Annotated in this window: 22 protein-coding genes; 7 read left to right on the top strand and 15 right to left on the bottom strand. The window is 58.5% G+C overall.

All coding sequences use genetic code 11. The features are described from left to right. Positions 1-113: 113 nt before the first annotated feature. From ACR0LY_RS01040 to ACR0LY_RS01030, 3 genes are all read right to left on the bottom strand, one after another. The gene (locus ACR0LY_RS01040) at positions 114-518 is read right to left on the bottom strand and encodes a DUF2147 domain-containing protein (RefSeq protein ID WP_170349121.1); all 405 of its coding nucleotides are present in this window, start codon (positions 516-518) and stop codon (positions 114-116) included. 64 nt (positions 519-582) lie between these two features. Further along, the gene (locus ACR0LY_RS01035) at positions 583-2,388 is read right to left on the bottom strand and encodes an ABCB family ABC transporter ATP-binding protein/permease (RefSeq protein WP_438826481.1); all 1,806 of its coding nucleotides are present in this window, start codon (positions 2,386-2,388) and stop codon (positions 583-585) included. 79 nt (positions 2,389-2,467) lie between these two features. Further along, positions 2,468-3,814 carry a LysM peptidoglycan-binding domain-containing protein gene (locus tag ACR0LY_RS01030; RefSeq protein WP_170349123.1) on the bottom strand — a complete coding sequence of 449 codons (1,347 nt, stop codon included), beginning with the start codon at positions 3,812-3,814 and terminating at the stop codon, positions 2,468-2,470. Positions 3,815-3,940: 126 nt separating this feature from the next. Between ACR0LY_RS01030 and ACR0LY_RS01025 the strand changes: the two genes are divergently transcribed. Beyond that, positions 3,941-4,492, top strand: a complete 552-nt coding sequence (locus ACR0LY_RS01025) for an LOG family protein (protein WP_170349124.1) — start codon at positions 3,941-3,943, stop codon at positions 4,490-4,492. 44 nt (positions 4,493-4,536) lie between these two features. On the opposite strand, the gene ACR0LY_RS01020 is transcribed toward ACR0LY_RS01025, so the two are convergent. The 3 genes from ACR0LY_RS01020 to ACR0LY_RS01010 form a co-directional block, all read right to left on the bottom strand. After that, positions 4,537-4,986: a host attachment family protein gene (locus ACR0LY_RS01020; RefSeq protein ID WP_170349125.1), complete on the bottom strand. Its 450-nt coding sequence runs from the start codon at positions 4,984-4,986 to the stop codon at positions 4,537-4,539. A gap of 207 nt (positions 4,987-5,193) precedes the next feature. Continuing rightward, positions 5,194-6,072, bottom strand: a complete 879-nt coding sequence (locus ACR0LY_RS01015; RefSeq protein WP_170349126.1) for a metallophosphoesterase — start codon at positions 6,070-6,072, stop codon at positions 5,194-5,196. Positions 6,073-6,075: 3 nt separating this feature from the next. After that, on the bottom strand, positions 6,076-6,675 hold the full coding sequence (locus ACR0LY_RS01010; RefSeq protein WP_113789565.1) for a superoxide dismutase: 600 nt from the start codon (positions 6,673-6,675) through the stop codon (positions 6,076-6,078). Positions 6,676-6,776: 101 nt separating this feature from the next. On the opposite strand from ACR0LY_RS01010, the gene ACR0LY_RS01005 reads away from it, so the two are divergent. Beyond that, positions 6,777-7,538 carry an FkbM family methyltransferase gene (locus ACR0LY_RS01005; protein ID WP_170349127.1) on the top strand — a complete coding sequence of 254 codons (762 nt, stop codon included), beginning with the start codon at positions 6,777-6,779 and terminating at the stop codon, positions 7,536-7,538. A gap of 100 nt (positions 7,539-7,638) precedes the next feature. Then, complete coding sequence (locus ACR0LY_RS01000; RefSeq protein ID WP_170349128.1) at positions 7,639-8,028, top strand: hypothetical protein; 390 nt, start codon at positions 7,639-7,641, stop codon at positions 8,026-8,028. 69 nt (positions 8,029-8,097) lie between these two features. On the opposite strand, the gene ACR0LY_RS00995 is transcribed toward ACR0LY_RS01000, so the two are convergent. The 5 genes from ACR0LY_RS00995 to ACR0LY_RS00975 all read right to left on the bottom strand — a co-directional run bounded on the left by ACR0LY_RS00995 (position 8,098) and on the right by ACR0LY_RS00975 (position 13,998). Continuing rightward, positions 8,098-8,526, bottom strand: coding sequence for a hypothetical protein (locus ACR0LY_RS00995; protein ID WP_170375888.1), 429 nt, complete (start codon positions 8,524-8,526; stop codon positions 8,098-8,100). Positions 8,527-8,730: 204 nt separating this feature from the next. Continuing rightward, positions 8,731-9,297 (bottom strand): sarcosine oxidase subunit gamma, encoded by a 567-nt coding sequence (locus tag ACR0LY_RS00990; RefSeq protein ID WP_170349130.1) that lies wholly within the window; start codon positions 9,295-9,297, stop codon positions 8,731-8,733. Then, positions 9,290-12,304 (bottom strand): sarcosine oxidase subunit alpha family protein, encoded by a 3,015-nt coding sequence (locus ACR0LY_RS00985; RefSeq protein ID WP_170349131.1) that lies wholly within the window; start codon positions 12,302-12,304, stop codon positions 9,290-9,292. Before ACR0LY_RS00985 ends, ACR0LY_RS00990 begins: the two co-directional genes overlap by 8 nt. 43 nt (positions 12,305-12,347) lie before the next feature. Beyond that, on the bottom strand, positions 12,348-12,677 hold the full coding sequence (locus tag ACR0LY_RS00980; protein WP_170349132.1) for a sarcosine oxidase subunit delta: 330 nt from the start codon (positions 12,675-12,677) through the stop codon (positions 12,348-12,350). 76 nt (positions 12,678-12,753) lie between these two features. Further along, positions 12,754-13,998: a sarcosine oxidase subunit beta family protein gene (locus tag ACR0LY_RS00975; RefSeq protein ID WP_170349133.1), complete on the bottom strand. Its 1,245-nt coding sequence runs from the start codon at positions 13,996-13,998 to the stop codon at positions 12,754-12,756. Between ACR0LY_RS00975 and ACR0LY_RS00970 the strand changes: the two genes are divergently transcribed. The 4 genes from ACR0LY_RS00970 to ACR0LY_RS00955 are packed head-to-tail and all read left to right on the top strand — an operon-like array spanning position 13,997 to position 16,127. Next, complete coding sequence (locus ACR0LY_RS00970) at positions 13,997-14,167, top strand: hypothetical protein (RefSeq protein WP_170349134.1); 171 nt, start codon at positions 13,997-13,999, stop codon at positions 14,165-14,167. The genes ACR0LY_RS00975 and ACR0LY_RS00970 overlap by 2 nt on opposite strands. A gap of 26 nt (positions 14,168-14,193) precedes the next feature. Further along, on the top strand, positions 14,194-15,414 hold the full coding sequence (gene ccmI, locus ACR0LY_RS00965; RefSeq protein ID WP_170349135.1) for a c-type cytochrome biogenesis protein CcmI: 1,221 nt from the start codon (positions 14,194-14,196) through the stop codon (positions 15,412-15,414). Next, positions 15,411-15,875: a Holliday junction resolvase RuvX gene (gene ruvX / locus ACR0LY_RS00960; protein WP_170349136.1), complete on the top strand. Its 465-nt coding sequence runs from the start codon at positions 15,411-15,413 to the stop codon at positions 15,873-15,875. Before ccmI ends, ruvX begins: the two co-directional genes overlap by 4 nt. An 18-nt stretch (positions 15,876-15,893) precedes the next feature. Further along, complete coding sequence (locus tag ACR0LY_RS00955; protein ID WP_170349137.1) at positions 15,894-16,127, top strand: DUF1289 domain-containing protein; 234 nt, start codon at positions 15,894-15,896, stop codon at positions 16,125-16,127. A 249-nt stretch (positions 16,128-16,376) separates the two neighbouring features. Here ACR0LY_RS00955 and ACR0LY_RS00950 read toward each other — a convergent pair whose 3' ends face one another. The 4 genes from ACR0LY_RS00950 to dusA are packed head-to-tail and all read right to left on the bottom strand — an operon-like array spanning position 16,377 to position 19,808. After that, the gene (locus ACR0LY_RS00950; RefSeq protein ID WP_170349138.1) at positions 16,377-17,105 is read right to left on the bottom strand and encodes a SpoIIAA family protein; all 729 of its coding nucleotides are present in this window, start codon (positions 17,103-17,105) and stop codon (positions 16,377-16,379) included. A gap of 34 nt (positions 17,106-17,139) precedes the next feature. Further along, positions 17,140-17,922 (bottom strand): hypothetical protein, encoded by a 783-nt coding sequence (locus tag ACR0LY_RS00945; RefSeq protein ID WP_170349139.1) that lies wholly within the window; start codon positions 17,920-17,922, stop codon positions 17,140-17,142. Continuing rightward, positions 17,919-18,743 carry a sulfite exporter TauE/SafE family protein gene (locus tag ACR0LY_RS00940; RefSeq protein ID WP_170349140.1) on the bottom strand — a complete coding sequence of 275 codons (825 nt, stop codon included), beginning with the start codon at positions 18,741-18,743 and terminating at the stop codon, positions 17,919-17,921. Before ACR0LY_RS00940 ends, ACR0LY_RS00945 begins: the two co-directional genes overlap by 4 nt. 39 nt (positions 18,744-18,782) lie before the next feature. Next, entirely contained in the window at positions 18,783-19,808 is a 1,026-nt protein-coding gene (gene dusA, locus ACR0LY_RS00935) for a tRNA dihydrouridine(20/20a) synthase DusA (RefSeq protein ID WP_170349141.1), read from the bottom strand. Positions 19,809-19,849: the final 41 nt, after the last annotated feature.

The raw sequence follows: 19,849 nt of genomic DNA, 5'->3' as shown, positions 1-19,849 counted from the left end.
GTACTGCCCGTCATAACGGAGCAATATCATCGGTCAATCGGCAATCACCCACAGTCAGAGTGCTGGTCGTAGCGCAAGACTTAGTTGCAACAAATCTTGTCAGAAGGAGCGGATCACTTGGACAGACGTGTCCATTTCTGGTGCCCGCACACAACATGCTCGCATCCGCGCACGGTCAGAGTGTCTCCGCTCAGCGTCATTTGCGGCACCACATCCACATTGACCATGGGAATCCAGAAATCACCACCGCCATATTTGCCGCCCCCTTCGCTGGCCACATCCCAGAATAACTTTTTGCCGATGTTGGGGGTCTGCACCTCTTTCCCAGATTTGTCATAGGCCGATTGAATCTGACCACAGAACTTGTCTCCGCAGGCAGATATCTGGATATGCGAAATCAGGTTCTTGCGATCCGGTTCGGTTTTCCAGACACCGACAATGGGATCAGCCGCCGCCATCACTGGCATGAGCACGGCAATAACGACCAGAACAACAGAGGTTCTTTTCAATCTGCGCATCAAAACAACTCCTCCAAAAACCCATTCAGTATATCACATAGTCCAGTCGGAGGCCGGTTTCGGTTCAGGCAGCCTGCGCATCCGATTGCTGACGGCTCCACAGCTGCGCATAACGACCCTCGCGTTGCAGCAGCTCATCATGGGTGCCCTGCTCCAATATCTCGCCTTGCTCCAAAACAACGATACGGTCGGCCTCGGCGATGGTGCTGAGACGATGCGCGATGGTCAGAACCGTACGCCCCTCTCCGGCCCGCGCCAAAGCATCCTTGATGTCCTGCTCGGTGTCAGTATCCAGTGCCGAGGTCGCCTCATCCAGCAACAGGATCGGGGGATTTTTCAACAGCGTGCGCGCAATGCCGACACGCTGTTTTTCACCGCCGGACAGTTTCAGCCCACGCTCACCAACCTTGGTGTCATACCCTTCGGGCAGCATTACAATGAATTCGTGAATCTGGGCTGCCTTGGCTGCGGCTTCGACCTCTTCTTGAGTGGCGCCATCGCGGCCATAGGCGATGTTGTAGCGGATCGTGTCGTTGAACAGCACCGTATCCTGTGGCACCACACCGATGGCGGCATGCAGACTGTTCAGGGTCACGTCGCGCACATCCTGCCCGTCGATCCTCAGCGCTCCGCCAGTCACATCATAGAACCGGAACAGCAGCCGCCCGATGGTGGATTTACCCGAACCGGTGGCCCCGACAATAGCCACGGTCTGCCCCGCCGGAACGGTCAGTGAGATGCCTTTGAGGATTTCACGATCCGCATCATAACCAAACCGCACGTTGTCCAGCGTCACCTCACCGCCATTGATCGCAAGGTTCGGCGCGCAGGGCTTGTCTGTTACCTCGGTAGGTTGTTCCAGCAGATCAAACATCTGCCCCATATCGACCAGCGATTGACGGATTTCACGATACACCGTGCCCAGAAAGTTCAACGGCACGGTGATTTGGATCATGTAGGCGTTGACCATGACAAAATCACCCACGGTCAGCGTACCATTCTGCACACCGATGGCGGCCAAAACCATCACGCCGATCAGTCCGCAGGTGATCAGAAAAGACTGCCCGAAATTCAGGAAGGCCAGCGAATAAGCCGTTTTCAGCGCCGCGCCAGCATAGGCTTTCATCGAGACATCATAGCGTTCAGCTTCGCGCTGTTCAGCGTTGAAATATTTGACAGTTTCAAAGTTCAGTAGACTATCGATAGCGCGCTGGTTGGCCTCAGTATCTTGATCGTTCATCTCGCGCCGCAATTTAACGCGCCACTCAGTCACCGCGAAGGTGAACCAGATATAAAGCGCAATGGTCACCGCGACGACGACCAGATACCAGACATCGAACAGCCACATAAGGATGATCGCGACCAGTAGCAATTCCAGGATCAGCGGCCCGATGGAAAACAGCAGGAACCGCAACAGGAATTCCACGCCCTTCACCCCGCGCTCAATGATCCGGCTGAGACCGCCGGTTCGGCGGGTTACGTGATAGCGCATCGACAGTTGGTGGATGTGCTGGAAGGTTTCCAGCGCCAGCGCCCGCAACGCCCGTTGCCCGACCGGGGCAAAAGACGCGTCGCGGAGCTGCTGAAATCCCACGGTCATCATCCGTGCAACACCGTAGGCTACGGTTAATCCTACCGCACCCAGCGCCAGTGGCGGCACGCCTTCGCCCGCCAGACCGTCGACCGCGCCCTTGTACAAAATTGGCGTGTACACCGCGATTAGCTTGGCCAGAACCAACATTCCCATTGCCAACACAACACGGCGTTTGACCCAAGGTTCGTCCTCGGGCCAGAGGTATGGTGATACCTTGCGGATCGTGCGCCAACCTGAGCGGCGCTCGTTCGTTTCTGGCGTATCGTCTGAATGCATCGGGGCTGATCGTCTCATCACGTTCCTGGTCTGCGGTCAGAGATAGCCCCCCGCCCCCGCAGGGGCCAGAGGCTAAAGCTTATTCGGGGATCGTGAAGATCTGTCCGGGGTAGATCAGGTCCGGATCACGTATAGCAGCCCGGTTGGCCTCGAACAGCTTCACATAAAGAACACCGTCGCCAAACCGTTCGCGGGAAATGGCCCAGAGCGTGTCACCCTTCTGCACAGTGACCGACCGGATCGGTGGGGCATCCTCTGCTGCCTCGGGGCTATCCGTCGCCTCGGCGGCGCGCAGCACTTCGGTGGCCTCACGTTTGAATGGCGTTTCAATACGGCTAACGACGGTACCATCCGGTGCAACCTCGTCAGCGCGCAGGGTGTAGACGCCGGGTTCGACCCCGTCCAACTCGCTGCGCCATTTGCCGTCATTGGCCGGGGACAGATCATCGACCAGCCGGTTGTCCAAATACAGGCGCACAGCCGATCCATCCGGTACCCGGCCTGTCAGTTCAACCTCGCCAGCATCGGAATACCCAATGGTGTCGAGTGCGATCTGTTCCGGTTCCTGCGGTTGGCTTGTTGGACCTTGCACCAGTTCAACCCCGTCCTCCCCAGACCGCAGGATAGTGACCTGTTGGTCCGGCGTGTCTTCAGCCGGAGCCTCGGCAACCTGTTCCGTTTGATCTTCGGTCGACGGCGCGTCAGTTTCAGCCGTGTCGGAAGAGGGCAAGTCAGTGGCATCCGTGTCGGTCGACGCCGCCTGATCCGTTTCGGTTGCCTGCGCCACTTCGGGTTCTTGCGTTGCATCCTCAGCCGTATCCGCGACAGAAACAGCGTCATCCGCAGCTTCAGGTTCGGGCAGTGCAGCAATCACGTAGTCGTCCGAGCGCACCGGTTGATCGCCCTGCGTCTCCAACGTCAAACCGCGCGCTGTATCGGCGAATGGAATCGAAACGAATTCGGCAAACTGACCGCTAGGATCGACCGTGAAACTATGCACCGCTTCTCCGTCCAGCAGCACGTTGACCTCGGAACCCGGTTCGGCAGAACCTGACAGAACCGTATTGCCGTCCGATTCAACAAAAATTTGATCCAACAGCGGTTTCACAGGCGGCTCAGCTTGGGCTGTCTCTTCCTCAGCCGGTGTTTCAGGCACCGCCTCTTCGGCAGCAGGTGGGGTCGCAGCCTCGACGCTTAGCTCATCTTCTGCGGCAGGTGGTGTGGAACTTTCGGCAGGTTGCTCAGCGGGCTCAGCGCTGTCCTCCTGGGTCTGAACTGCGACTTCAACCTCTGGTGCCGGTTCTTCCGAGTCCCCCCCGACCATACCGGACCAGTACAATCCACCCGCTCCGATTAAAACTGCGATACCGGCGATCACCCCCCAGGTGAAGGTGCCAGAGCTTCCGCTTCCCGACTCGGCGTTCATTCTTTTCCTTTCACTCCGCAGCGCAAGTGCCGTGCCTTCAACACATTCTGCCCGGCGGTTGAGCCAATCTATCAATCCCGCTATCAGGGGTCAAAAGCCCAGGCACAACCCCGGAGAGCGTTCACGATGTCTCAGAAATCTGTTTGTGTGTATTGCGGGTCACGCAATGGCGCAAATTCCGCCTATTCCGAAGCCGCAAGGGCCTTCGGAACGATGCTGGCACAAGAAGGCTGGCGTTTGGTCTATGGCGCCGGGGATGTCGGCCTGATGGGCGAAGTTGCCCGTGCTGCGCAATCCGCTGGCGGCGACACATTCGGCGTGATCCCCGTTCACCTGCTGAAACGCGAGGTCGGCAAAACCGACCTGACCCGCTTTGTGGTCACCGAAACGATGCACGAGCGCAAAAAGGTCATGATCATGAATGCAGATGCTGTGGTCGTGCTTCCGGGCGGCCCGGGGTCGCTGGATGAGCTGTTCGAGGCGCTGACATGGCGGCAGCTGGGCCTGCATGACAAACCCATTCTGGTCATGAATGTGGGTGGCTACTGGGACGCGCTGCACGAGCTGGTGCAGCGCGTCATCGGTCAGGGGTTCGCGGATGAGTCGTTGGCGGATTACATCACTTGGGTTGATGATCCGGCCTCGGCGATGTCGACACTGCGCGGGTTCCTGACCTGACCGGTGGACGGACGGCTGAGACCGCCCACCGGGGGACAAATCGGTCAAACTGCCGGGTTCAGGCGGCTGGTCAGAAGCTTTTCGACCTTGTGCATTGGGTGGTTGGTCAGGGTCTTGTCCACCTCAGCCACGACCTTGGCAAGTACCTCGCTGTGCAGGCGACGGCGCAGCAGGCCCAGCACATGCGGGCTGGCAACCAGAACCAACCGATTGAAGGCCCCTTTCAATCCCTTACGGTTTAGAAGATTGGCAACATCCTGCACGAAAAGGGATTTGGCGTGGGTTTTCCAGTTCGGCTCTTCAACCGACGATTTCTGGTTCGGCCCGGTATCAAAGCGCCGCCCGGCCCGGTCGGTGGGTCGGCTAACCCCATCCTGTTCTTCCACCGAAACAACCACCAGATTGGGGTCTTCGGCATCGGTGATGTTCTCGACGAACAACGCCTTTTCCCCATCGGCAATAACAACCCAGGTTCCCTGTTCAAGTGCGACCATCGTGATCTCCTGTCATGTTTCTACGGCCATCCCTCAATTAACAGGCATAGGTTTACCCCGACGCAACCATAGGTTTCCGGCGCGTTGCCTGTGCATTTTCATATGGTTAGCGGTTCTCTCCCTCCGCCACACCCAAGGTAGGCACTGCGAGGTTGCGTGCAAACCCGTCTCAGTATGAAACTTTGTTCATAGGCGGGTTTTCTCCTGTCAGGCTGACAGTTCGATCACCGTGATCTCGGGCGTTACCCCAAAGCGCACGGGCAGGATCGAACACCCGATCCCACCAGACACGACCAAATCGCGCCCGTCTTCGTGTACATGCCCATAAGCATAACGATTGCCGTACTTGGACGGCACCACCGGCGACCAACCAAACAGCCGCACCTGCCCACCATGCGTGTGGCCGGACAAAGTCAGCGCCACATTTTCCGGGATGTCGGGGAAGATATCAGGCTCATGCGCCATCATTACCACGGGCGCGTCGTCGGTCACTTGCGCCATGGTTCCCGGCAGATCATCCAGACCCACAAGCTTGCCATTGCGTCTGAAGGCAAGTTGATCCTCAAGCCCGGCCAGCCAGATGCCCAAATCGTCCAGGCGCATTGCCTCGTTGGACAGCACTGTGATGCCCTGCCCCTGAAACGCGGTGGCGAATTTGTTCGGCCCACCGCCACGCCGTTGGGCATCCTCATCATCCCACCAGTCGTGGTTTCCGAGAACAGCATAAACTCCGCTGCGCGCCTCAAGCTGTCCAAGAACCGGAGCCAGATCTTCAGCTTCGACTTTAGCGGTGATGCCGTCGTAGTGACCCGCATAATCCCCCAACAGCAAGACCAGATCGGGGGCCAGTGCATTGGTACGCCGCACTACCTGCCGGACACGATCAAGGCCGACATAAGGCTCACCAACGTGCAGATCGGACAGAACCGCGATCCGTAGCGGCTGCGCTGTCCAATCCTTGCGCCGCACGCGCCACTTGCGCACGCGCAATCGCAGCGAGGGCTCGATAAAAAACCCATAGGCTGCAACAAACAGGCCTGCCAGCGTGGTCGCCAGCAGGCCCTTTATGAACCTTCTGCGGTTCAAGGATTACATCCGCGATGCAACGTTTTCCCAGTTCACCAGATTGTCGAGGAAGTTCGACAGGTAAGCCGGGCGTTTGTTGCGGAAATCGATGTAATACGAGTGCTCCCAGACGTCACAACCCAGCAGCGCTGTCTGACCAAAACACAGCGGGTTCACGCCGTTTTCGGTCTTGGTTACAGCCAGCGAACCGTCCGCGTTCTTGACCAGCCACGCCCAGCCCGAACCGAACTGACCAGCACCAGCAGCGCTGAACTGCGACTTGAATTCGTCAACCGAGCCAAAGCTCTCTGTCAGGGCTTTTTCCAACTCACCAGGCATGGCGTTGCCTCCGGGGCCCATCATTTCCCAGAACTGGTTGTGGTTCCACAGTTGGCTGATGTTGTTGAAGATGCCGTTCTGCGCGACTGCGTTTGCGTCGTAGGTGCCAACGATGATCTCTTCCAGCGATTTGCCGTCCCACTCGGTTCCGGCGATCAGCTTGTTGCCGTTGTCGACATATGCCTTGTGGTGCAGATCGTGGTGATATTCCAGCGTTTCTGCGGACATTCCCTTGGCTGCCAGCGCGTCATGTGCATAAGGAAGATCAGGAAGTTCAAAAGCCATGTCGGCCCCCTGTTATAAATGTAAGTTGCGGTTCCCAAGGTTAAATGCTTTGACAGTCGCCATAGGTCAAGGCCCGTGACAATAAAACCCGGAGGTCCGCGATGCTGACACAGGCGCGCAAGATGTTTTACCGCGCCCGCGGGTACTATGCAGGCAGCCTGAATGGCGAGCCGTTTCATCTGGACCCCTATCATTCGAAATTCTGGCGCAAAGCCTCAGCCGGTGCGTGGGAGCCCGAAACTTTCGCCATTCTCGACGAATATCTCTCGTCCGACAGCGACTATCTGGATATCGGCGCCTGGATCGGCCCCACCGTGCTTTACGGTGCCCGCCGCGCCCGGCACGTGTGGTGTTTTGAGCCCGATCCGACTGCATTTAGGTATCTGGCGTGGAATCTGGACCTGAACGACATCCACAACGTGTCGGCCTTTGGGGTGGCGCTGTCCAACCAGTTCGGCGTGGCCCGCATGGCCTCGGTACGCGGCGAGCCGGGCGATTCTACCAGTTCCTTACTGCATGACGGCAAGCATGGCAGCGACGCCCTGACAATTGCATGGGATCAGTTTGAGGCCGCAAATGACCTGTCCGGCGTATCTCTGGTCAAAATGGATATCGAAGGGGCCGAATATTTCGTATTGCCCACTCTGATTGCCTGGTTGAAGAAACAGCGCCCCGCCCTGCTGCTATCACTGCACGCCCCGCTGTTGGCAACGGATAATCGATTGGAGAAGACGAAAAACCTGTTGGATCTTTTGGGTTTCTATTCCGCGGTTGCTGACGAAAACTCCCAACCAATTACAGCGGAACAACTATTGAATCCGAACGCTCTTGCGCAATACAAAACACTGTTGTTGCGCAATTGACAGTATCCCAAAAACGTTCTGAATAACTGCCTGGAACCTCTTGTTCTTTCTGCCCGTTTTTGAAATTTCCTGTACCCGGATACAAGGAAATCGGAAAAATATGAAATATCTCAGCATTGTTGCTTTGGCCGCATTTTTTGCACACGGCGCCATGGCGGAAACAGTTACCTACAATTGCAAAATGACCAAACAGGACAGCCACGGCTGGATCGCGCGGAGCTATGCCTTTCAAGTGGACGCCGAAGACGGCTGGGCAAAGGTAGCGAGCAGACCTGAATGGATCGACACTAAATACAAAAGCCGTGGCAACAAGGGTGTTCGGATGGTCTGGACCGAAACACGACGCGCTTCTGCCGGTGGTAATTTGCGTGTCAAGTATCAGGCAAACCTAAATACCGCTGATAACAGCCTCAAAGTTCGTATGTCTTTCGTCAGTACAAACGCCTCTAACAAGCCTTACGGTCTTGGCACTTGCAGCGTTGAAAGTTAAAAAAAAAATCCCCGGAATTCCCGGGGATTTTCTTTTTTTGAGTATACAAAACCAGCGAGCTTGCAGAACTCAGGAAGCGTAAAGCGACTCGATCGTGTTTATTGAACACTCTCCGAAACCCGATGGCCGGTTAAGCACATTGGCTTGAGGAAATCTTGCGATCATGTCCAGACGCTGTTTTTCCGGGTTCAGTGTGGCTGTATAACTTACATACACAAGACCGCTATTTCTGGCGGGGATTTTCATTTTCCACATGAGCCTGTATTCGCCCGTGCGGGTTGTTTTGAATTTCACATCTTTGGGCTGCTTGTCATCATAGTGATGAATGTAGGCGTCATAAGCCCGCGCACGCTTGTTTTCCGCATCAACACTCAGGATCACACGCTCGGCGATCCATCCTTCTTCCATCCGGTGCAAGTTGCAGTCATAGGTGACGACTTCAGCTTTCGCTGTGGTTGCAGCCAAGGTCAAAGCCAAGGCGGCTATCGCTTTCTTCATCTTCTTAAGCTTTCAAGTTTTACCAATAACACTATAGCTTGCAGCCTTATCCCACTTAAAATTCAATACAATCTTAAGGGGAGACTGCCTTTGCACCTCTCTCATAAAAGGGCATCGAAATGTTGCGCAAGATGAAAAAGAAAATAGCCGCCTTTTTTGGGAAAGGCGGCTGTTATTTGTAACTTTTCTGCGGGGTTTATGAGGTCAATAAAACCCAACCTCACTGCCTGGCTGCGCCGCAACCTTGAGCAGTTTGAACACGTAATCCGCAGCCGACCGGAAACAGACAACACGGAAGGTCTCGGCGTCGTCCATCCAGAACGCCCCTGCCACCTGCGCCAAACGCGAGCGGCGGATTTGGCCAGGTTGGAACGCCTCGACCGACAGATCGACCGGGGCCAATTTGCCAACCACCTCGCGCGCGCTGGCGCCCGAGATGCGGAAAACAGCCCGCGCGTCCGAGACATTGACCGCCAACGCGTGTGTGCCGCTAAGCGCGTTTGCCATTGCGGCCAACTTGGCCTCCACCTCGGCATACGGCACTAGCACCAGCAATTCGTCCATGGACATCCAGCAAACGCCGGTGTCACCATTGACCAGAGATTCACGCTGGCCAGGTACTTTCTGGCCTGTGGCATCCTTGACCGCTTTGACCAGCACCTTATCGGACAGGTCGCCCCGCAGGGTGATCATACCCTGCAGGCCACATTCCTCGACTTTGACAATACCGTCATAGCCGGCGTGATTCAGTGCGCTGATGGGTTCAGACATTCTGCTTCTCCCCGTCTTTGTCATAGAAGATCGGGTCCACGATCTTGGCTTTATAGGTTTTGCCGTCGGTACCCGGGAACTCGACGATCTCACCCATCCGGTCGGGTCCGTGCTTGATCAAGCCCATGGCGATGCCTTTGCCCAGATTGGCCGAGTAATAGGTCGAGGTAACGCGACCGATCATATTACGCTGACCGTTGGCGTTGACGCCGTCGCCTACTGCGTAAGCACCGTCGGGAATAACGGAACCATCCACAGTCTCAAGCCCCACCAGTTTCCAGCGGTCCGGATCGGCCATATGGGTGCGCGAATGGGCGCGTTTGCCGAGGTAGTCCTCTTTCTTCTTGGACAGTGCCCAGTGCAGCCCCAGATCTTGGGGGATCACGGTGCCATCGGTCTCATCCCCGATCATGATAAAGCCCTTCTCGGCCCGCAGAATGTGCAGACATTCGGTGCCATAAGGCATCACTCCGAACTCCTGCCCTGCCTCGACCAGAGCATCCCAGAACGCCTGCCCCTGAGACGCAGGAACGGCGATCTCATAGGACAGCTCGCCCGAAAACGAGATGCGATAGGCACGGCAGTCGAAGTCGCCGATCTTGCCATCGCGCCACTCCATGAACGGCAGCGCCTCTTTGGACACATCCATGCCGCCCAGCTTCTCCAATACCTTGCGGGCGTTGGGGCCGACAACGGCCACCTGAGCGTATTGCTCGGTCACGTTGGCGACATAAACTTTCCAGTCCCACCATTCGGTCTGCAGCCATTCTTCCATATGGCCGTGGATACGTTCCGCTCCGCCGGTGGTTGTGTGGCACAGCCATGTGTCCTCATCGATGCGGGCAACAACGCCATCGTCGATCAGAAAGCCGTTTTCCGAGCACATCAGGCCATAGCGGCATTTGCCGACCTTCAGCGTGGACATCATGTTGGTGTACATCATGTCCAGGAACTTGCCTGCGTCCGGGCCTTTGACGATCAGCTTGCCCAGCGTCGATGCGTCCAGCAGGCCGAGGTTTTCGCGCGTGTTCTTGACCTCGCGATTCACCGCGTCATGTACGGATTCACCGGGGCGGACATAAGCATAGGTCCGGCGCCAGTGGCCGACCGGCTCCCAATCGGCACCGTTTTTGTCGTGCCAGTCGTGCATCGGGGTTTGACGGATCGGTTGGAACACGTCGCCCCGCGCTTCGCCGCCAATCGACCCCATCGAGATCGGAGTATAAGGCGGGCGGAATGTGGTGGTACCGACTTTCGGAATCTCGGACTCCAACGCATCAGCAAGGATCGCCAGACCGTTGATATTGCTCAACTTGCCCTGATCCGTTGCCATACCCAGCGTCGTGTAGCGCTTGGTGTGTTCAACGCTTTCATAGCCTTCACGCGCCGCCAGTTGGACGTCGGACACTTTGACGTCGTTCTGGAAATCCAGCCAGGACTTCATGCGCAGTTGAACCTCGGCATTGGCGGGCATCAGCCAGACCGGCTCCATCGCGGCCTCGGCCGTGGTTTCAACCTTCGGCGCGTCGGCTGTTTTGGGTTTGAAACCCGCGCCATTGGCTGCGGCCTCACCTGCGGTTTGTGCGTCAGCCAGAACATCGCCCAGCGCCAGCGGGCCGTTGGCGGAACCGGCAGCTACGACAAAGCCCTCGCCGTTCGCGCCCAGCGGTGGACGTTCGGGGTCAGGACGGAAATGGGCGTTCGCGTCGTCCCAGATCAGTTTGCCACCGCAATGCGACCACAAATGAACGACCGGAGACCAGCCACCCGACATGGCAACGGCATCGCACTCAACTTCTTCGCGAGCGCCACCGATACCTTCCTGATTGCAGATCGCGACCTTTTTGACGCGCTTGCCACCTTTGACTTTGGCGACGGCTTTTCCGGGGTCCACCCGGATACCGAGCTGACGCGCCTCTTCGGCCATCGGGCCCGCAGCGGCACGTGCATCTATCACGCGCAGGACGTCCACTCCGGCCTGTTTCAGGATGATCGCGGTGCGATACCCATCATCATTGTTGGTGGCAACGATCACGCGCTCGCCCGGGGTGACACCCCAGTTCACCACATAGTCGCGCATGGCCGAAGCGAGCATCACACCCGGAACATCGTTGCCCGCGAAAGACAGCGGACGTTCAATTGCACCGGTTGCGGTCACAACCTGCTTGGCACGGATGCGCCACAGGCGGTGGCGTGGGCCCTGAATGCCCGGAGTATGGTCAGTCAGACGCTCATATCCCAGCACATATCCGTGGTCATAGACACCCGCGCCCATGCAGCGCAATCGCATGGTAACGTTGTCCATTGTTTCCAGTTCGGAAACCAATTGATCCACGAACTTATCCACAGGTGCGCCATCAACGGTGCCCCCATCGACCGGAGCGCGCCCGCCCCAATGGGCTGTCTGTTCGATCAGCATCACCTTGGCGCCGGACGCAGCCGCCGCCTTTGCGGCCTGCAGACCAGCCACACCACCGCCGATTATCAGAACATCGGTGAAGGCATAAAAATGCTCATAGGTGTCCGCGTCGCGGTTGTCTTTGTCGGGCGCTTTGCCCAGACCGGCCGACTGGCGGATGAACGGCTCATAAACGTGTTTCCAGAACGGCTTGGGGTGGATGAACATCTTGTAGTAGAAGCCAGCCGGCAGAAAGCGAGACAGATGCGTGTTCACCGCCCCGATGTCGAATTCAAGGTTCGGCCAGTGGTTCTGTGAAATCGCGGTCAGACCGTTAAACAACTCGGTCGTGGTGGCGCGCTGGTTCGGCTCAAACCGGTTGCCCTGCCCCAGACCGACCAGTGCGTTCGGCTCTTCCGCGCCGCTGGCGACAACGCCGCGCGGGCGGTGATACTTGAACGACCGGCCCATCATCATCTGATCATTGGCCAGCAGAGCCGAGGCGAGCGTATCGCCCTCGTACCCCTGCATCGAGGTGCCGTTGAAGGTAAAGGTGACCTGTTTCGACCGGTCAATCAGCCGGCCTTGTTTTGCGAGACGGGTGCTCATGTTGCGGACCTTTCGCAGGCGGAATTACGGGTGGTGACGCGGGTCATTCGAACTCTCTCCAAGTCCAGCCGGGGCGCTTGGCCGAGATGGCATCCTTAATCTCTTTCGGAGGTTCGGTGACCTGTGCGGAATACGTGCCAAACACCTCAAGCGTCTGGGTACAGCGCGCGGCGTGGAACCACTTGCCACAGCCATTTGCGTGGCGCCAGCGTTCCAAATGGACGCCTTTGGGGTTTTCGCGCATGAACAGGTAGTCGTGGAACTCGTCATCCGACGAGCCCGGACCGAAACGCTTCAGATGCGCCTCGCCACCAGCGGCCAGTTCGGTTTCTTCGGCGTCGACGCCGCAATACGGGCAATTCAGGATCAGCATGTGTTCATCCTTTTGGCGGTCGGTCGGCACAATGGCCGACCTGAATTCTGTTTGTGGGCAACCTCGAGCAGCGCCCCTAGTGCGCCACCCCGGCAGCAACGCTTTCGTCGATGAAGCGGCCCTCTTTGAAACGGTCCAGCGAAAACGCTTCGGTCAGCGGCGAATGGCCGGTGGCCATCAACTGCGCCATCCCCCAGCCGGACCCCGGGATTGCCTTGAAGCCACCTGTGCCCCAACCACCGTTGATGAAGCAGCCTTGTAGCGGCGTCTTCGACAGGATGGGCGAGCGGTCACCGGTCATGTCCACGATACCACCCCACTGGCGCAGCATCTTCAGACGCGAAATCATCGGGAAGGTCTCGACCAGCGCGCGGACGGTTTCCTCGATATGGTGGAAGGACCCGCGCTGAGTGAAGTTGTTATAGGCATCAGTACCGCCACCAATCACCATCTCTCCCTTGTCGGACTGAGACATGTAACCGTGCACGGTGTTGGCCATCACGACCACATCCATGCAAGGCTTGATCGGTTCAGATACCAGCGCTTGCAGAGCGATCGCCTCAAGCGGAAGACGGAAGCCCGCCATCTCCGCCAGCTGACCTGAATGGCCTGCGACCACGATGCCCAGCTTTTCGCAGTCAATCGCGCCTTTGGTGGTATCTACGCCAACGACACGGCCGTCCTGAGAACGCACACCTGTGACTTCGCATTGCTGGATGATGTCCATACCCATGGCCGAACACGCGCGGGCATAGCCCCACGCCACAGCATCGTGCCGCGCGGTGCCGCCGCGTTCCTGCCACAGCGCCCCCAAAACCGGATAACGCGGACCGTCGATATTGATGATCGGAACCAGCTGTTTGACACGTTCGGGCCCAATCCACTCCGTCTGCACGCCCTGCAGCGCATTGGCATGGGCGGTGCGCTGATAACCGCGGATTTCGTGCTGTGTCTGCGCCAGCATCATCACACCGCGGGGGCTGAACATGATGTTATAGTTCAGGTCCTGGCTCAGGTCCTCGTACAGACCACGCGCCTTTTCATAGATCGCCGCCGACGGGTCCTGCAGATAGTTCGACCGGATGATGGTCGTGTTGCGCCCGGTGTTGCCGCCGCCCAGCCAGCCTTTTTCGATCACGGCGACGTTCTGGATGCCGTAATTCTTGCCAAGATAATAGGCGGTCGCCAGACCATGCCCCCCTGCGCCGACGATTATCACGTCGTACCGCTTTTTCGGTTCGGGCGAGCGCCACGCGCGCTCCCATCCGGTGTGATAGCGCAGGGCCTCCCGCGCCACAGCAAAGGCTGAGTAGTGTTTCATGAGCGAATCCATCCGGTTCGGTGATTGGCGCAGATATGCCGTGCGCGAACACTTTACCCCTGCCGCACAGCGCCACAATATCGAACTATTGCGACATCCGCCCTTTTATTGCGACATGACGTCCTCTCGCGGCCATTTGTCCCTTTTGTCGCCCCGCCGAGAGGTCTAAGTCAGGGCAGCCATATCGGAGAAACCATGTCGTTCCTGGTCGTCACCATTCTAACCGCACTGCTGATTGCCCTGTTCCTGGGCTTTTCCCTGCTCCGCAGCCGCAAAACGCGTGAGCCTGCGGCGGCATATGATCTGCGTGTCTATCGCGAGCAGCTGGCGGGCGTGGACAAGGATCTGGCCCGTGGCGTTATCGGCGAGGCCGACGCAGACCGGGTCCGCACGGAAATCTCACGCCGCATTCTGGCCGCCGACGCGCAGATGCAGGCCGGGGTTGATCGCGCCGGACCTCCTCGCTGGGCCAGCGTAACCGCCTTTGCTGTTATCGCGCTTGTCGTCGTGGGCGGTGCGATCTGGATGTATCGCCAGATGGGTGCCGCAGGGCTGCCGGATCAGCCCTTGTCGCTGCGGCTGGAGCAAGCCGAAACTCTGCGTGCCGAACGCCCCAGCCAGGCCGAAGCCGAAGCAGCCGCCCCGCCCGTACAATTGCCGCAGCTGGATGAGAGTTATGCCAATCTTCTGAATCAGTTGCGCGAGACTGTTGCAGCACGCCCCGATGATCTGCAGGGCCATATCCTGCTGGCTCAACACGAGGCGAATGCAGGCAATTTTCCCGCTGCTTACGCAGCCCAGCAACGTGTGATCGAGCTGTCTGGCGACGATATCCCCGCCGATGCCTTTTCACATCTGGCCGAGATGATGATCCTGTCCGTGGGCGGCTATGTCTCGCCCGAGGCCGAAGAGGCATTGAGGCAGGCGCTGAAACGCGACCCGCGCCATGGGCCGGCGCAATACTATCTAGGGCAGATGATGGTGCAGATCGGACGCCCCGACGTTGGATACCGGGTCTGGGTCGATGCCCTCCGCGATGCCCCTGCCGGCGCGCCATGGGCCGATGCCATTCGGGCCCAATTGGACGAGCTGGCTTTCCGCGCCGGGGTATTCAACGCGCCTGAAATACCTGCTGCCCCCGGCCCCAGTCAGGGTGACGTCGACGCCGCAGCCGAACTGACACCGGAAGAACGGCAAGAAATGATCAAGGGCATGGTCAACCAACTGTCTGAACGTCTGGCCTCTGAGGGCGGTTCACCCGAGGAATGGGCGCGTCTGATTGCAGCCCTTGGCGTGTTGGGCGAAGGTCAGCGGGCCATCGACATTAAAAACGAGGCTATGGAAGTCTTTGCGGGAAATGCCGATGCCATCGAACTGATCGACGCCGCCGCATTGCAGGCCGGAATCGCACAATGATTCACGACGCATTCGAAGAATTTGCTGCCGCCCTGCCGCCGATGACTGCGCTGATGGGTCTGGATCTGGGCGAAAAAACCATCGGGGTCGCCGTCTCGGACCGGATGCGCGGTGTGGCCAGCCCGTTGGAGACGGTGCGGCGCAAAAAATTCACCCTGGATTCCGCGCGATTGCTGGAACTGATCGCTGACCGCGAGATTGGCGGTGTCATTCTGGGTCTGCCGAAAAACATGGACGGAACCGAAGGCCCCCGCTGCCAATCCACCCGCGCCTTTGCCCGAAACCTGTCGCGGCTGACCGAAGTTTCCATCGGGTTCTGGGACGAACGGCTCAGCACGGTTGCGGCCGAAAAGGCACTGCTTGAGGCGGATACGACACGAAAACGTCGCGGACAGGTTATCGATCACGTCGCGGCTGGTTATATTCTGCAAGGGGCGCTGGACAGGCTGCGCTTTCTTTAGTTGCAACGGGATACGGCAATGACGAACATGGTTTGGAAAAGGAACGAGGTCGAAAGCCCCTGTATCCAGATCTGTGTCGTTCACCCGACCGAACGTATCTGCACCGGTTGCTACCGCACGATTGATGAAATCTCGCGATGGTCCAAAATGGACAGCAACGAGCGTGCTGAGATCATGGAAAACCTGCCCTCACGCAAACCCCAGCTGACCAAACGCCGGGGCGGCCGTGCGGCACGCCTGAAAGATACTTAATCCAATCCAAATCAAGGGGATCGACTGAATCTGCGCCGCTGCAGGTTGGTCTGAACTTCGAGGGGGATCAAGTTCGAACACTTGTGGTGAGTGAGTGGCAACCCACAGCGACGCGCTTCAGTTTTCAGGTTCCTCCGAAGTGGTTACGCGGAAGAACATGGCATTGCTAATCGTTTTTTGACCATTCAATCAAGAAAAACAAAGCCTGACCTAGCATGACCTGACGTAAGCGTCAGGTTTAATCTTGGCCTACCCGGCAGCCAGCCAGGATTTGGCATTTTCGATATCCTCAGATGCAAAGAACTGAGTTCTCGTGCCCAGAACATGACTGGCCGCCCGTTGCGCCATATGTTGCCACGTTTTGTCCCCAACGATGGCCGCGCGATCCAGCATCCCGGCATGTTTCCGAACCAGTTTGAAATGCGATGCCAGCGCTGACAGACCCTGCCAGCCGTCAAATTCCCGCAAGTCGATCAACAACCGGAACCCCTCCTTGGCTTGCAACAGGTTATCGAGGTCCTGTTCCGCCCGGCTGAATTCGTCGGGGTCCAGCTTTCCCAAGAGGCTGATCTGAATGCACGGCCCACCCAGATCAACCACGTGAATCGACCCCAAAGATTCGCGCATCCAGCGGCGGGCGGCTTCTAGTTCGGAAAGGGCAAAGACTTGCACCGGGCATGGCAGGATCGGGGCAGCCAGGCGGATACTGGTCTTTACCCAACCCTGATCCGCCGCCACGCCAATGCGATCAAATCCGCGCCAGTGGCTCAGCCCCAGCTTTGTATCGGCCCAAGCGGCACTCAGATCGTAACCCTTGAATTCCGGCTGAACGACGGCCAGCAGACGCACGTTGTCATGTTCGGTCAATGCGGCCTCGATAGCGGGCACCAGAACCTCGCTGTAATCAGTGCTGGTCACCTCGCCGGACAGTTCGACTTCCAGCAATGCTCCGTCCGAATTCCTGTGGACCGTAATCATCAAAAAACCTCCAAATCCAAATAATGGCAGGAGGTTAGGCGGATTCGATCCATTCGGCTACTCCCCCGGCGCACTCGGGGCGGAAATAGGCGATCATGCGTCCATCCGCCCCGGCCGAGGCATTGGCGCCCCATGGGGCCACCCCATGCAGGCAATGACGGTGCAACAGGTAGGCCTCACCGGGTTTGGCGGGCAATTCGATGCGTGGGCAAGTGTCGAATACTTCGCGGCGCGCAGCCTGATACGCCTCGGTTATATCCACCTGATGCAGACTATTGCGTGGGTGCCCGTCCAGCGCGTGTTTGAACGCGGCGCGCAGGATTTTATGACTGCCTTCCCACAGCACCATGGGGGCGGCATCAATACTGGCATCGTTCAGAGGAATGCCCAATATCCACGCATGCGGCTCATCCACCCGCCGCCGCCGATCCGGTCCCGCAGGCCGCAACCCGTCCACATGTGCCGCGTCCCGCTTTAACCGATATTGCCCGGCGCTGGTGCCTTCGCCCTGCCGCGGGCGTGGATAGCCGGGATAGATGACCGAGACCTGCCCCTTGTGCAGCGGCAGTTCTCCGTACTGATCGGTGATGAAATCCATGGCTTGGCCGGACAACACCCCCGATTGCCCAACCCTGCCCCGCGGGTCATTGTCCAGCGCGTCGACGCCAATAAACCATGTCCCCTCACAATCCAGCCATTGGGCATGGGCTGGGTCAGTGACAGATGCGCGGGCAGCGGGCAGCGCGTGCCCCACCCACTCGGCCAGCACAGGATCGAAGGGGAACCTGATCCAGCCATTTTCGTGAAAATCGCTCATAACCCCAGTGCCTTACGCAGCATGTTCAGGGCGACCAGCGTCAGGAACACGGCAAACACGCGTCTGAGGGGTTTTGGGTTCATCGCATGAGCCAGCTTTACCCCCCACGGTGCGGTGATTGTCGTCATGGCGACAACGATACCAAATGCGACCAGATTGACCGCCCCGATGGTCAGAGGCGGGCGGTGTTCCGGCGGAACGTCCAGAAACAGAAAGCCCAGAACCGAAGGCACCGCGATGATCACGCCAAAACCGGCAGCAGTTGCCACGGCGCGGTGAATGGGCGTGTTGTAAAGGCTCATCAGTGGCACGCCGAAACTGCCGCCTCCGATCCCCATCAACACCGAAAGAAAGCCCACGGGGGGCGACAGTACGGCACGTTTGATCCCTTTGGGCATGGCGTCACCCAACCGCCATTCAGATTTGCCTAGCCCAAGATAGGCCCCGATGACCATCCCCAGCACGCCAAACAAAATCTGCAGAACCTCGGTCCGCAGCGCCGAGGCCACCAGAACGCCGATGATCGCGCCGACCGCAATCCCAGGCCCCCAGCCGCGCAGGATATCCCAATCCACTGCGCCTTTTTTGTTGTGCGACAGCACCGATCGTAAAGAGGTCACGATGATCGTCGCCAAAGAGGTCGCCAGACACAGCTGCATCAACTGCGGGCCGCCATATCCAAGCGTCTGGAAGGCATAGAAAAAGGCGGGCACCAGCACGATACCCCCGCCAACCCCCAGCAATCCGGCCAGCACACCGGCCAGCGCCCCGATTACAAGCAAAAGGCCCAGCATCTGGGCCAGCAACATCGTCTCGGGCATCTTCCCCCCATAGCGGCCTGTGGCCGTAACTTGATCCGCTCAAACCTCGACCAGAGGCGCCACGCGCTCCAGTGCCTGCAACATCACCTCGGGGCCCGCGCCCTCATGCACCGCGCCTTCGGACAAGGCCCGCCGCCAGGCCCGCGCACCGGGGCGACCGGCAAACAAGCCCAGCATATGACGAGTGATCTGGTGCAACCGGCCCCCTTCGACAAGGTGAGCCTCGACATAGGGAACTATTTTCTGCACAACTTCGACGGGATCAGCGGCCTGCCCGGTGCCGTAGATCAGCGGGTCGGCTTCCGCCAAAATGTCGGTCGGCTGATGATAGGCCGCGCGCCCGATCATGACGCCGTCCAACCCTGCCTCAAGATGCGTTCGCGCCTGATCCAGAGAGGTAATGCCCCCATTGATCGAGATATGCAGATCGGGAAATGCCGCCTTCATCCGGTGAACCAGATCATAATCCAAAGGCGGAATATCGCGGTTTTCCTTGGGGCTGAGACCCTGCAACCAAGCCTTACGCGCGTGGATTGTCACCCGTTCGCAACCGGCCGCGCGGATTTGGTCCAGAAATGTTGGCAGAACCTCTTCGGGGTTTTGTTCATCCACGCCGATCCGGCATTTGACCGTCACGTCAACATCCACAACCTCACACATAGCAGATACGCATTCGGCAACCCGGCCCGGGTCCTTCATCAAAACCGCCCCAAACGTGCCGGACTGCACCCGATCCGAAGGGCAGCCGCAGTTCAGGTTGACTTCATCATAGCCCGCCTCGGTCCCAAGCTGCGCTGCCTGCGCCAATTCTTTTGGGTCGGACCCGCCCAGTTGCAGCGCTACGGGGTGTTCCTGAGGGCTGTATCTCAGCAAATGCATCGCCCCACCGCGCACCAGCGCTGGGGCCGTCACCATTTCCGTGTAAAGCAACGCCTGCCCACTGAGCAGCCGGTGCAGATAGCGACAGTGCCGATCCGTCCAGTCCATCATGGGGGCAACGGACAGACGGGCCGCGCGCCTAAGTCCACCCCCTTTCAGGGCTGTGTTTTCTGCTAAATTCGACATACTTTCCGCGCCCGTCTTGGCCTTGTTCCTCAGGGGATCAT

Source organism: Ruegeria sp. BC5 (genome assembly GCF_056539205.1).
Note: the sequence above shows the minus strand (reverse complement) of the source record. Positions and strands in the feature narration are given on the sequence as shown.